General features: G+C 43.7%; 11 protein-coding genes. 5 read left to right on the top strand and 6 right to left on the bottom strand.

Annotated elements, in window-relative coordinates; all coding sequences use genetic code 11:
- Positions 1-114 precede the first annotated feature (114 nt).
- The gene (locus ASD40_RS08575; RefSeq protein ID WP_057302929.1) at positions 115-2,130 is read left to right on the top strand and encodes a GxGYxYP domain-containing protein; all 2,016 of its coding nucleotides are present in this window, start codon (positions 115-117) and stop codon (positions 2,128-2,130) included.
- A gap of 128 nt (positions 2,131-2,258) precedes the next feature.
- Here ASD40_RS08575 and metE read toward each other — a convergent pair whose 3' ends face one another.
- From metE to ASD40_RS08555, 4 genes are all read right to left on the bottom strand, one after another.
- Positions 2,259-4,562, bottom strand: coding sequence for a 5-methyltetrahydropteroyltriglutamate--homocysteine S-methyltransferase (metE, locus tag ASD40_RS08570; RefSeq protein ID WP_057302900.1), 2,304 nt, complete (start codon positions 4,560-4,562; stop codon positions 2,259-2,261).
- Between the two features lie 109 nt (positions 4,563-4,671).
- Positions 4,672-5,574 (bottom strand): LysR family transcriptional regulator, encoded by a 903-nt coding sequence (locus ASD40_RS08565; protein WP_057302899.1) that lies wholly within the window; start codon positions 5,572-5,574, stop codon positions 4,672-4,674.
- 137 nt (positions 5,575-5,711) lie between these two features.
- On the bottom strand, positions 5,712-6,635 hold the full coding sequence (locus ASD40_RS08560; protein ID WP_057302898.1) for a hypothetical protein: 924 nt from the start codon (positions 6,633-6,635) through the stop codon (positions 5,712-5,714).
- 149 nt (positions 6,636-6,784) lie between these two features.
- Positions 6,785-8,137 (bottom strand): sensor histidine kinase, encoded by a 1,353-nt coding sequence (locus ASD40_RS08555; protein WP_057302897.1) that lies wholly within the window; start codon positions 8,135-8,137, stop codon positions 6,785-6,787.
- Between the two features lie 202 nt (positions 8,138-8,339).
- Between ASD40_RS08555 and ASD40_RS08550 the strand changes: the two genes are divergently transcribed.
- Positions 8,340-8,738, top strand: coding sequence for a hypothetical protein (locus tag ASD40_RS08550; RefSeq protein WP_057302896.1), 399 nt, complete (start codon positions 8,340-8,342; stop codon positions 8,736-8,738).
- A 202-nt stretch (positions 8,739-8,940) separates the two neighbouring features.
- On the opposite strand, the gene ASD40_RS08545 is transcribed toward ASD40_RS08550, so the two are convergent.
- The gene (locus ASD40_RS08545; protein WP_057302895.1) at positions 8,941-9,621 is read right to left on the bottom strand and encodes a response regulator transcription factor; all 681 of its coding nucleotides are present in this window, start codon (positions 9,619-9,621) and stop codon (positions 8,941-8,943) included.
- A 117-nt stretch (positions 9,622-9,738) separates the two neighbouring features.
- Between ASD40_RS08545 and ASD40_RS08540 the strand changes: the two genes are divergently transcribed.
- Positions 9,739-10,128, top strand: coding sequence for a group I truncated hemoglobin (locus ASD40_RS08540; RefSeq protein ID WP_057302894.1), 390 nt, complete (start codon positions 9,739-9,741; stop codon positions 10,126-10,128).
- Between the two features lie 109 nt (positions 10,129-10,237).
- Here ASD40_RS08540 and ASD40_RS08535 read toward each other — a convergent pair whose 3' ends face one another.
- Positions 10,238-10,744, bottom strand: coding sequence for a GrpB family protein (locus ASD40_RS08535; RefSeq protein WP_057302893.1), 507 nt, complete (start codon positions 10,742-10,744; stop codon positions 10,238-10,240).
- A 451-nt stretch (positions 10,745-11,195) separates the two neighbouring features.
- Between ASD40_RS08535 and ASD40_RS08530 the strand changes: the two genes are divergently transcribed.
- Together ASD40_RS08530 and ASD40_RS08525 are read left to right on the top strand one after the other, a co-directional pair.
- Complete coding sequence (locus ASD40_RS08530; RefSeq protein ID WP_057302892.1) at positions 11,196-11,645, top strand: MarR family winged helix-turn-helix transcriptional regulator; 450 nt, start codon at positions 11,196-11,198, stop codon at positions 11,643-11,645.
- On the top strand, positions 11,642-12,838 hold the full coding sequence (locus ASD40_RS08525) for an MFS transporter (protein ID WP_268795882.1): 1,197 nt from the start codon (positions 11,642-11,644) through the stop codon (positions 12,836-12,838). Before ASD40_RS08530 ends, ASD40_RS08525 begins: the two co-directional genes overlap by 4 nt.
- Positions 12,839-13,064: the final 226 nt, after the last annotated feature.

The following is a 13,064-nucleotide window of genomic DNA, read 5'->3' as shown; positions in this document are numbered from 1 at the left end:
CGATGCACGCTACTCTTCGATGAAGGAGGTTACGTCGAAACAAAGACAGCTTTGTTTTTTCAAAAATTTCTAAATGAGGTGAGCAGATTGATAGGGAAATTAAGAATTTTATGCATGGTATTACTATGTGTGACAATGCTGCCTTTCAGCATTTCTGCGGCTCAGGCTGATGGTGTGACTGCTGATGGGATTAAATGGCCGAAAAATCAAGCGCTTCCAACGTTTAATCAACCCAAGCATTTGGACGTTGTCAATGTCTCTAATGCACCTGGAGACATAAAACTGCTGATGACTACTCTTCAGGGCATTGTGAATCGAGAGCGCCCGCGTATCTATCTGATTCAGAACAAGGTGGACCCCTGGTATAACGAAATGACCATACCGCATAAGCTCCACGATAACAGCATGGATGTCTTCGATTTGTATAAAAATGAAGTAAATGGAATCATCATCTACGATCCGAAAACTCCGGATTCCATCAACGTCGCGACCACATTGGCGGGACTGAAGAATGCCGTTGTCGTCAGCCCTGATCTGGCAGGCAAACTAACTGCAGCTCCCTACAAATTGAACGTGATCGAAGATTTCCGGGGCAAATTCAAAAATAAAATTGACGCATATACCTGGCAGTACGAGCACTTATGGAATCAGACGACCCACCGGATGTTGATTGGGCTAAGTCCGGACACATCGATCTCTCTCCCACCGGGTCTACCCGAATCCTTCGTAACGATTGCAGAAGAGAAAAGGCAAATACGTGATGCCAGTAACCGGGGAACGTATGAATACGACCTTTCATCGTTTTTAGGGAATGAAGCGGTTTACGTTCGTTTCGACGACTCCTTCACGCAGGACGGTTGGGGACCGGCCGTTCATGCCATCACCGTAAAGGCAGATGGGAAGGTCATCGCTCAATTTGACGCCGGTACACCTGAAGAAGAATTGTACTTATATGACAGGCAAAATTCCAAGCATTTACCGGGTGCAGATCACCGCTTCGCTGATAATGGAAGTTACTTCATGTATGAATTTAAACCTACTGCAGACACGAAACAGTTGACGATCTCTGTAGAGATGTGGAATCAATATAAAGTTTCGGTCGGCAACACTCGCCCTCTCTCTTCAGAGCAGAAAGAGCCTTACGGATATTTGCGCGACTATGCGGTTGCTAACAAAGCAATGGTTTTCTGGCTTTCGACGGATGTGCCGGATCAGCGAGCACTCTTAGAAAAAATTCTGTCCGATGTCGAGCCAGGGACACCTTATCTGGGCTGGTTCAGCAATGACTTCGAAGGCGAAGCCGCCTCCGTCGACCTACTCTCCAGGCATAGCGTCTTTGTATTGGCAGCTGATTGGTTCCACAATATGACCGTCTTCTCGGGAACAAAGGTGGAAGCGGCCCCTAAGATCAAGCCTAATCCGCTCGAACTGGAAAACAAAATCTATGTGACTTTCACTTTCGGTGAGGGTGACAATTTGCAATACGATTTGAACCATATGCGCGAGATACTATGGGAAGATCCTGCGCGCGGCAAAGTACCCATTAACTGGACTTCCAGTCCATTACTCTACGATGCCGCTCCAATGGTTCTTAATTATTACCGGAAAACGGCGACAGAGAATGACCTGCTGATCGCCGGACCGTCCGGTGCTGGTTATTTCAACCCACATCCATGGCCGGAAGAAACCCTCCCGGATTTCCTGAGGGATAACTACCGATATCTCAAACAGACCGGTATGACCATTCCGATGGTGATTAACCGGGATGTCACCAAAGACATACCAATAAGCTCATCCGAAGCGGCCGCATACGAGCAAAATTATAAAGTTCCCGGCATTCTGCTTGTAGGAGATAAATTCGGCATCGAAATCATGAATGATACGCTTCCGGTATCGATGATGCCAGGAATTGGAACGGCTCAGGATGGAATCAATATTCTAGCCGAGGCCAAGAAAGGCTGGGATGGTAAATCGCCGTTATTCCTTTCCGTCGGGGTTAACGCATGGGGGATGAGACCACATGATATTCAGGCCATCGCTGAATCACTTGGTGAGGAATATAAGATCGTAAACGCCGATCAGTATTTCACGCTTATTCGCGAAGCCTATGGATTGTCCAAAAAAGAGTAAATCCATGCCAAAAGAATCGGATAGCGAGCAGTTTTAAACTGCCGCTTTCCGATTCTTTTTTTACGACCTATGCATTCCTTTTAACGAAGTCCGAAATCCAAATCTTACTCCTTACAGGAATATTGGGTTTACCGATTATTGGATATAAGCTTTTGGGACTGCTTCGCACGGGCGATCTGCGTCGCTTCAACCATATTGCGCAAGGAAGCGACAGTTTCTTCGACTCCACGAGTTTTAAGTCCGCAGTCCGGATTAATCCAGAATAACTTCGGATCCAGCACATGTAAGGCGCGTTCGATCATACTGGTCATTTCCTCCACACGCGGAATACGAGGACTGTGGATATCGTATACGCCTAAACCTATGCCCAGTTTGTATGTGTTCAATTCGAAGCTATGAATCAGTTCACCATGACTGCGTGATGTCTCGATTGAAATCACATCGGCATCCATCGCTTCGATCGAATGGATCATGTCATGGAACTCGCAATAGCACATATGGGTGTGAATTTGAGTTGTATCCTGTACCGTGCAGGTAGCCATGCGAAAAGCTCTGACCGCCCATGCCAAGTACTTCGCTTGGTCATCCCCCTTGAGCGGCAGCCCTTCGCGAACCGCAGGCTCGTCGACCTGAATCATACCAATGCCCGCCTGCTCAAGGGCTTCCACCTCTTGTCTAAGTGCATAGGCCAATTGGTAGGCAATTTGTTCACGCGTGATGTCCTCGCGAACGAAGGACCAATTCATGATTGTAATCGGGCCAGTCAGCATTCCTTTTACGGGGCGTTTGGTCTGTGTCTGTGCAAACTTTGTTTCTTCGACAGTCATTGGCCCCTTGAACGCAACGTCCCCAAAAATAATTGGCGGTTTAACGCAGCGAGAACCGTATGACTGCACCCATCCGTTCTGCGTGAACGCAAAGCCCGCGAGCTTCTCACCAAAGAACTCGACCATGTCGGTTCGCTCAAATTCGCCATGCACGAGTACATCCAATCCGATTTCCTCCTGGAGCTTGATCCAGATATCGATCTGTTCTCGGATGAAGTTAGCATACTGCTCGTTGTTCCATTCACCCTTGCGCCACAGTTGACGGGCCTTACGCACCTCTGGGGATTGCGGAAAGCTGCCAATTGTCGTCGTCGGGAAAATCGGCAATTGCCACTTCTTCTGTTGAGCAATATGACGCTCAGCAAAAGATCGACTGCGCTCTGGACGTTGAGCACTGATGGCGGCGACAGCATGCTGAATGTCGCTTCGGTTGCGCTCATCTGACAGCTTGAGTGCCTGAAGAGCACGGTCTCGTTCTGCCAGTTCGCCTGTGGTAACAGCCCCGTCTCGAGAGACTGCCTTCGCCAGAAGTACTAGTTCGTCCAGCTTCTCCTCTGCAAATGCGAGAGCATCCTTCAGTTCAGCTCCGAGCTTCGTCTCATTATTTACCGATACAGGGACATGAAGCAAACTGCACGACGTCTGCACGATGAGCCGCTCAGCCGTTACGATTTCAGAGAGTTCTTCTACGAGTGCCAGTTTCTCACGCAGTGGCGCCTTCCAGATGCCACGTCCATCAATAACCCCTGCTCCTAAAACCTTGTCCGCCGGGAAACCTAGCGTTTTAATCGACGATATATTGCCTGAGTATCCGTGCACGAAATCCAACCCTATTCCTTTGACGGGCAGCGCAACGATATCACTGTAGTGCTCTACCGATTCAAAGTAGGTTTGCAGCATGATGTTCAGGTTCGGCACTGAAGCGGCAAACGTCTCATAAATTGTCTTTAATCGCTGCAAATCATCTGCGCTTAACTTCGTTACGAGAATCGGTTCGTCGATCTGTACCCATTGAACCCCTTCACTCGCAAGCTCTTGAAGTATCTGCACATAGCGTGGAAGCAACCGTCCCAGCCAGTCGTCGGTCTCCGAAATACGGTATCCTTTGGACAGCTTCAAGAATGTCAGTGGTCCAACGATTACCGGCTTGCCCTCGATACCGAGCTTTTCCTTAGCCTCCCGATAAGCCTTAAGAGGTCTATTTTCGGTAAGCACCGGCGTTGTTTCACCCAGTTCTGGTACAATATAATGATAGTTGGTATTAAACCACTTGGTCATTTCGCTAGCGGTTGCATCCTTCGTCCCACGGGCAATTCCGTAATAAACAGATAAGGGTACCGTGCCGCCCTCATACGGAAAACGTTTCGGAATAATACCGAGCATCGTGGATGTATCAAGAATATGATCGTAATAGCTGAAATCGTTGACTGCGATGAAGTCGATGCCCTTCTCCTGCTGCTTACGCAAATGATTCAAACGGATCTCTTGCAGCTGACGGTGAAACTCCGATTCTTCGAGCTTGCCTGACCAGAAAGCCTCGAGCGCTTTCTTCCATTCTCGATCCGCACCAATACGCGGATATCCCAACACACTGCTTTTCACCATCTGTAAAACCCCTCTACAATTTGTTACAAGAAAGATATCACGGATTAGTAGTTATAGTGTAACTGGAATAAACTATATCTAGTCATAGCTAATGACTATATCAAATTTATTATTGGGATATTGCCTGCATAAGTGCTTGTATATATGCCGCTCCTAGCTTGGATAGCGAAGCATTTCTATGGGAAATCCAACCGACATTGATCGTTTCCTCACAATCCAATGGTACGGGAATAATTTCATTTCCATTCAAATCAGCGCTTAACACCCCTGTCGATATGGTATATCCGTTCAATCCGATCAATAAATTGAATAGCGTCGCCCTGTCATTAACTCGTATGCTTTTCTTATGTGACATCGTGCTGAGAATCTCTTCTGAAAAATGAAAGGAATTATACTCCCCTTGATCAAAGGACAGATACGGATAATTCTGAAGCTGGTCAATGGTTACGATGGATTGCTTAGCCAACGGGTTTTTAATACTGATGAAAATATGCGGCTTAGCCGTTAATAAACTGTTGAATTGCAAATTTGCGGTTTTGAGCAACTTGTTGATGACATTCCCATTAAATTCATTCAGATATAAAATACCGATCTCGCTGCGTAAATTTTTGACATCTTCGATAATTTCATAGGTTTTGGTCTCTCTCAAAACTAACTCATATTCATCTTGGCCATACTCCTGGACCAGACTAACAAATGCATTCACCGCGAAAGCGTAATGCTGAGTGGAAACCGAAAAATGCTGCGGGGAAGGCTTCGCATTGAGGTAGCGGCTTTCCAATAATTCCGCCTGCTCGACTACTTGTCGCGCGTAGCTTAAGAATTCAATTCCCTCCTTAGAAAGTGAGATCCCCTTATTAGATCTTTCGAAAATTGCAAGCTGCATTTCTTCTTCCAGATCCTTAATCGCATTTGAAAGACTAGGCTGAGAAATAAACAACCGCTTGGCGGCTTCGTTAATGGAACCCCGATTTGCAACCTCAATAACGTACTTTAATTGTTGTAGAGTCAACGAAATACTCCCCTTTAAGTTGTTCTTTACTAGTCTTAAGTATATCAATATATTTAACAATAAACCCAGCAAAAAAGCGAACACCCAACAAGTGTACGCTTTTTTGCTGGGTTTTGAACGTCAGCCCTAATAAAATTCTAACTGAACAGTTTTCGAGATAGGCCTACGAATAGATCCGGTACAATAGCACGTGTTTTTATGGTGAAAGGACCAATGATTCTTGTTTCTACTACAGGAAACCGCAATTTTTCGAACGTCAGAGTCACTTTGCTGTTTGTATTCTTTTCAAGTTGAGTGATCAACATGCCGAAATCCTTTTGAACTCTGTCTATAATTTGTTTGTTCAACGAAGGCATCATATTATGAATACCTTGCCGGAATTGCTTCGCTATTTCATCCTTGCTTACAAAGAGTCCGACGATAAAATCAGGCCCAGGCAAATCGATATCGATATTTTCGACTTTTTCGCTAATAAAGCTATTCAGATCTGGACCTGTAAACGGACTTAGAAATAAGTCTGCTTTGAGTGTTGCTCCTTGATCATGACCTACGATGCCGATTGACCCGTCATTTATAAAGGCGGAAAGGCTATCCAGATGCATTTGTTGCTGTATGTGGGTAGTCATTTCGTTAATCTGTGCCTGCGAGAAGCTTTGTTGCGTCGTTCCATCCGTTCGAATAACATAAATATCCTGTACTTTGGAATTGATTTGGCTGAATTGGAAAGTTTCTGATCGGTACACTGGCGCGAAAATAGGGACATTCAATGGCGGGAGCACTTTCATGATCGTATGTGTTGCCAGCAAGAATGCCTTGATCGTAGTAGGAAATCCATCCGGTACGAATATGGTGAATGCGCCGGTTGCATCGGTTTTTGATTGAAAGGAAAATCCCGGTATAAAACTGTTTGTAAAGCCCGCGGGAAAGTCGGTTCCCAGAAATACCTGGGCCTCTGCCATAGGTTTGAACGATGCTGGATTCGGATGTGCGGGATTCGCTGAGTAGCTGGAGATAAATAGTGGTATATTCGTAATTTCGTGTAACTTTCCATTCACATTCATTCATGTATTCCTCCCTCAATTGGTTGGTTCGATCCTTATCGTAATCGAATACCACTTGTGGAAATATACTTGAAATAGTGATGATTGACAGCTCATATAAGAGACGGATTAAACAAAAAAAGTCCTAGTGGTTACTCCACTTCGGACTTTTATAAAGAATGTTTTTGATCTCTTTGACCTTGATCTAAACTGTTGCTTCGTAATATTTTGCGACTTTTCGGCAATTGAATGGTGAAAGTCACGCCGGTCTGTTCGCTCACTACTTCAATACTTCCTCCATGCTTCTGCAGGATCAGATAACAATAAGTCAGACCCAGCCCGAAATTATTCTCCTGAAGTTTAGTAGTAAAGAACGGCTCAAACAGTTGGGCAGCAGTCTCCTTATCCATTCCCTTTCCATTGTTGGAGAACTCTATCAAAATATCTTTTCTGCTCTCATGAATTCTTATTTCAATCATTCCGTTTTCCGAATCCACAGCATCGATCGCATTGCGAATCAAGTTAGCGAATACTTCCTGCATATGCAGCTTATCGCACATCAAGTTGTAAGTAGGTGGATAATTTGTAATAAGCTTAATCCCTTTATCGTCGAGCAAATAGCGATTTGATTGAATCGCCCGATCCACAATATCGGACAAGTTGATAGTACCTTCTACAATATCTATATCTTCGATTTGCTTCTTAATCCGATTTACCATGTACATCATTTGTCTCGTCTCTGCCTGAATATTCGCAATGTCTTGCTCCGTTTGTTCATCCGGTCGGTATTGTAAGTTTTCTTTCATTCGGCCCGCCAGCATATCAATGTTGGTAATGTGGTTTTTCATCGCATGATTAAGCATGGCCGCACCTGAAACTATCCCGATGATCGTTTGATCATGTAATTGCTTTTCAAATTTAATTCTTACACCAAGTACCCCGAATCGGATCGCAGATACAATAAAAACAACAAAAGCCAACCATACAAACATACTGATGAACCGATACCCGTCAAATGTTTGATTCGCTCTTTCCATATGATTTAACACAACAATAACGATAATAGGAGGAACAACAAAAAAGACTGTAATTAGACGATTTCTTTTTCTAACCAAATTTGTTTCCTTGCTATATGAATAAATAACCAATAAACATCCTACCAGGTAATAAGGAACTGTCCAGTAGAACAAAATGACAAAATCTAACTGAATACTTTCCTTCATCGGAGTAATTAGGAGTGTAATGATAATTGGAAGAACAAGCGCGCAAGCGAGCGTATTTTTGACTCGACGAGTCGTTGTTACGGAATATACGATCGAGAACATGAGGAAACCGTATGGAGTACAAACTTGGAGTATAAAGAAAAAAAGGCTGCGCCATGCAGGTTCAACAACGACTTCGGAAAGGCTGCCCAAACCTGCGAAAATCAAAAATAATACCAACCACTTCGTCGCTTCCTGTTTTCGTCCATAAAAATAAAGTAAAACGGCAAGTAAAAGATCAATAATGGCTGAAAAGATCATTGTATTCCCACCTGTCAACTACCTAATTGACGATTCCGGCACAAACAGCTTTCCACAAGACCAACTTGTTCGCTAAGGGATCGTGAATTCCAGACTCCCTTTATACTCTGATTTCCGAGTATATTTCCCTCTTTGAAAATGGCTTATGATGATTTTGTAGCAAATAACCCCCATGAGGGAAAAAACAGGAGGCGTTTTTATAATGAGAAAGACAATCAAATTAGGTTTACTAGGTGCTGTAGCTTCTGCGATCTTGGCTTTACCAGTGGCGGCGAGTGCCCAAACTTCTTCGTCAAATGAGTTCTTGTCCACAACTCCGCAAACTACGGTGATCCGTCAGTTGCATAACTTGGGAACGGTGTATTTGCACCCAGGCGCTTCAGGTCCAGTTGAACAGTATTTGCCAGCAAGCTTTAAATATGATGTGCAATCCATTGAAATCACGGGCCCGTTGAGCCAATTCGTCCATGCACAAATTACAAATTTCGGATCCAAAATCTTGTTCAGCTCTGACGGAGCCAAAACAACGGTAACTGTGACAATTACGAATAGTACCGGCTCATGGGGCTATTATACAGTCATCGTTCAGCCTGTAGGTTAACCCGATGAAAAAAATAACTTTTCTGTGTACTTTACTAGTTGCTGCTGCAGGGGTCATGCTTTCGCCATCATTTAATCCACAGCCCGATCCCCCGGGAATCACATCCCACCCGTCTGCCTTACTTGCCTTCAATCCGCAACCAGATCCACCAGGCTTTATTTAAAGAAATAAATCGGACGTTTCCAGCGTCCGGTTTATTTCTTTATTCCAACAACCGCAGCTGAATCGACATCTCCAAGAGTTGTTGGCGGTTGTGCTTTTTGATTCGAAGCCACTCCAAATAGGGGAACTTACCTTTGATTATTTTGGTAATCTTGCATAGCTCGTTATTGATGGACTGTTCGTTGTAGAACAAGAGCTCCGCAATTTCACTGCTGCTTTTGCCTTGTTGAAGATAGCGTAAAATCTCTTTTTGGAGCGTAGTTAATTTTCTTTTAAGCTCCTCTTCATAGGAAGAAGCCACCCGTCTCATTAATTTACCGGCAGAAGAGTGATGCAGGTTTCCCTTGCCTGCTACAACGCCACGAATGGCATCGGGGATATCTCGGTAATGTGCCTTAGTAATATAATTGCTAACGCGTCCGTATGCGATGGCATGAGTCATGACTTCCTCCTCATCCAGTGAGGAGAGCACGATTATCTTCAGGTTAGGTTCTGTCGATTGTAATTCAATGGCCGCTTCGAGTCCATCATAATTATTTCCCGTTAAATTGATATCTAGCAGCAATATATCGATAGGTATCTCTTCAATAGCTTTTAACAGTTGGTACTTATAAGCGGCAGATCCGGATATAAACAGGTCGGGCTCACGTGATAAATAATCGACGATTAGTTCACGAAATAACGGATCATCGTCGCACACGAAAACTTGAATCGGCTGCATGGTATTCCCCTTTTCTGAACATACACTCCTTGGAATCGAGATGAAATTTCACTTGCCTATAGGTAGGAGATTTTCTTACAATGGATAAATAAGGAAATTATAATGAGGGGGCAGGCTATGGAGAACAGAAACGAACTGAACCTATCATTGTATGACCGTCTTGGAGGGAAAAATGGTATTCAGTCGGCAGTAGAACTTTTCTATGACAAAATTAAAGATGATTCGAGAGTGTCACATTACTTCCAAAATGTTGACTTAACAAAACTGATGGAGCATCAAACGATATTCCTCTCTTTTGCATCCGGTGGCCCGAATTACTACACAGGCAAAAGCTTGACGCAATCACATGAACACCTGAACATTACATCTGCGCATTTCGATGATGTATTGGGCCATTTGACAGATTCTCTGATCGAATTAAGTGTAAGTGGAAGGGATATAGTTCAAGTACTTACCTTGCTGCTCCCTCTGAGAGCTCAAATGATCAAGGATCCTAAAGACCGCTAAAGACATGTCATCGTGAGATTTTCTCTTGTTCAATTTTAGCAAATATTTTCCAATGGGGATAGGGACTTTTGAACCCATCTCAGTTCTCCCTCTAAGTCGTAAGATCTTGTTATTTCCATCCAGCATGTTTCAAAATCCCTTTCACGAAATCACTCTTGGCATTTGAGTATGCCAAACGATCATTGTGGAATCGAAGTGCAAGTTCCATCTTCAAGTCGCCGTACATTTTAGCATCATCTGGATGACTTCTTAAATAATCTCGAAAAAGGATATGACGCTTAAATTCGTCGTTTTCAACAGTACATACGTAAAGGTGATGCCAAGTTATGCCATCGGGAGGAATAAAAGCCTCTCGCCCAGTAGCTCCTAAATCACCTTCATGTACGTACCCAAGAGTGGCGAGCCTTTGTATTGCTTTATGGATATCATCTTGCGTAGTAATTGCCACGTCAATATCAACAATTGGTTTTGCTGCTAACCCTGGGACGGAAGTACTTCCGACATGTTCTATCCTGACTTCGAGGTCGCTTAAAACCGGAAGTACGAAGTCTCGTAACTCTTCAAACAACTGAACCCAACTAGGATCGTATTCTACAACTACTACACTGGCGCCCATAGAAATCCTCCTCACAGCTTACTTACAGAATAATTCGCAGTATTTTTTGCGTATTCCTGCCGTTAACACCAAATTTTGAAAACTAATCCCAGTAACCAATTTAATTATTTCAAAATAAAAAAGACCCCTTTCAGGGTCTTTTTCGACGGTGATAGATTGATGGTACTTTTGCCTTGAACCTTACTTAGCTGGGTCTCTACCTCATCACATTCCTGCAGTACATGACTACATTAATGAATCTGCGGCACATCTCCTCGCTTCTATATAGATTCAATAACAACTTCCCTGGTAGTTAGCTGCATAATATGCGACACAACACCTCGCTGAATCACCGTCGCAAATATTATGTCCGATTTCGAAGATGTTATACCCCTAGAGACTCATATGGTTGACGAATTTATTTGCTAGGAATATAATTGCCATAGCAACTAATTTTGTGAGGTGAATGATTTTGGGATTGGATAACTCATTTGGATTTATTTTGAACCATGCCGGCAGACGTTTGACACAGTTATTGAACAGCCATTTTCAGGCCTATGATATGACAACAGAGCAATGGACTGTACTCAATCGTTTAGCTGATGAAGACGGCATAACACAGAAGTTACTAGCGGTCCGAGCTGAAAAGGATCAAACCAACATTACTCGAATCCTCGATCAATTGGAGCGCAAAGGCTTTGTGGAACGACGGGCCAATGAGACGGATCGAAGATCGTTTCTTACCTTTATCACGGAACAAGGCAAGGCTTTGAATGATGTTCTGACACCGATCGAGCAGAAGGTAATCTCCTTGGTTCTTAACGGTTTTACGGAGGAACAAACATCAATATTGCGGGGAATGCTCATCCAATTGACCCACCAAGCCAATGCATGCATGAAGGAAGTGGAGGATTTACAGTGAATACGAATCAGAAATTGTGGAATCGTAATTTTGTTGCTGTCTGTTTCAGCAGCTTTTTTTTATTTATGACTTTTTACATCCTTGCCGTCACGCTGCCAATCTTCGTTACTGATACATTGCATGGTGGACAACAGCAGATTGGTCTGGTCATGACCGTCTTTATTATTTCAACTGTCATTTTACGGCCTTTAACCGGTAAGTGGATGGATGAATGGAACCGGAAAAAGATTGTGCTTTTTTCATTGGCGCTTTTTATGATTTGTACGGCTCTTTATCCACTCGTTCATCAATATACTTTTTTGCTAGGCTTAAGGTTTCTTCATGGCATAGGTTTCGGGATGGCGACAACGGCTGCAGGTGCAGTTGCCATCGAGCTTGTTCCTGATCGCCGCAAAGGTGAAGGAATTGGGTATTTCAGCCTTTTCATGAGCTTAGCTATGGTTGTGGGTCCATTTCTGGGGCTAACCATTATGCAGACTCACAATAATAGTCTTCTATTTGGAGTGTGCATTGTGTTCGCGCTTCTTGCTTTCTTGTTGGGAGTGACCATTCGTATTCCTAAAGCTATTACTAAAGTGGGCATACAATCCGAGTCTCGTTGGAGAAAGTTCATTGAGCCGCGGGCTTTGCCAATTTCTTTGGCAGGCAGTGTGTTGGCCTTTTCTTATGGAGCTATTACCACGTTTCTTTCGGTATACGCTAAATCCATCGGGTTGGATACGTATGCGAGTTACTTCTTCATGGTCTTCGCATTGATGATTGTTTTATCCAGACCCTTTACAGGTAAATGGTTTGATCGTTCAGGTCCTCATTTATTAGTATATCCTGGAGTCATCCTTTTCACATCAGGGATGATAACCCTAAGCATAGCGTCATCCCCTGTCCTATTTTTAATTGCAGGTGGTATGCTGGGCCTTGGATTCGGGGCGATGCTTCCCAGCTTTCAGACCATCGCTATTCAAGCCGCGCCGACTCACCGCAGAGGGCTTGCGACAGGCACGTATTTCTTACTTTTCGACTCTGGATATGGGATTGGCTCCTATGTACTTGGCGCTGTCGCTTCGAGAACGAATTACCATACGATGTACTTCATAGCTGGCATGGTTGTCGCGTGCTCTGCCATTCTGTATTACGGGCTTTATCATCGAAAAATAGCTTCTCCCCTTAAGCCAAGCCCTACCACAATTAAATAGATAATCTAAGTAAATTTATCTAGTCACTTTTTTTATTCGTTAACCACCAAATAGGGTGGTTTTTTTCTTGTGTCAGAGGACAAGAACTTAGCCCTTTCCTATAATAAAAAAGAACAGAATGCATTTTGCACCTGCTCTTTTCATTGCATTAACCAGATTCAACATTTGGTAGTTGGGCTATAGCGGTTATCAATGTTGTATTTATTACAACAATTCACATGCCCAG

Origin of the sequence: Paenibacillus sp. Root444D2, assembly GCF_001426375.1 — a bacterium.
Lineage (GTDB): Bacteria > Bacillota > Bacilli > Paenibacillales > NBRC-103111 > Paenibacillus_E.
This window is presented reverse-complemented; position numbering and strand designations above follow the sequence as displayed.

Excerpts from the sequence above, each read along its gene's own strand:
- ASD40_RS08535 (WP_057302893.1), bottom strand. The coding sequence starts at position 10,744 with ATGGGCGCCAGTGTAGTAGTTGTAGAATACGATCCTAGTTGGGTTCAG.
- ASD40_RS08560 (WP_057302898.1), bottom strand. The coding sequence starts at position 6,635 with ATGAATGTGAATGGAAAGTTACACGAAATTACGAATATACCACTATTT.
- ASD40_RS08550 (WP_057302896.1), top strand. The coding sequence starts at position 8,340 with ATGAGAAAGACAATCAAATTAGGTTTACTAGGTGCTGTAGCTTCTGCG.
- ASD40_RS08545 (WP_057302895.1), bottom strand. The coding sequence starts at position 9,621 with ATGCAGCCGATTCAAGTTTTCGTGTGCGACGATGATCCGTTATTTCGT.
- metE (WP_057302900.1), bottom strand. The coding sequence starts at position 4,562 with ATGGTGAAAAGCAGTGTGTTGGGATATCCGCGTATTGGTGCGGATCGA.
- ASD40_RS08575 (WP_057302929.1), top strand. The coding sequence starts at position 115 with ATGGTATTACTATGTGTGACAATGCTGCCTTTCAGCATTTCTGCGGCT.
- ASD40_RS08540 (WP_057302894.1), top strand. The coding sequence starts at position 9,739 with ATGGAGAACAGAAACGAACTGAACCTATCATTGTATGACCGTCTTGGA.
- ASD40_RS08555 (WP_057302897.1), bottom strand. The coding sequence starts at position 8,137 with ATGATCTTTTCAGCCATTATTGATCTTTTACTTGCCGTTTTACTTTAT.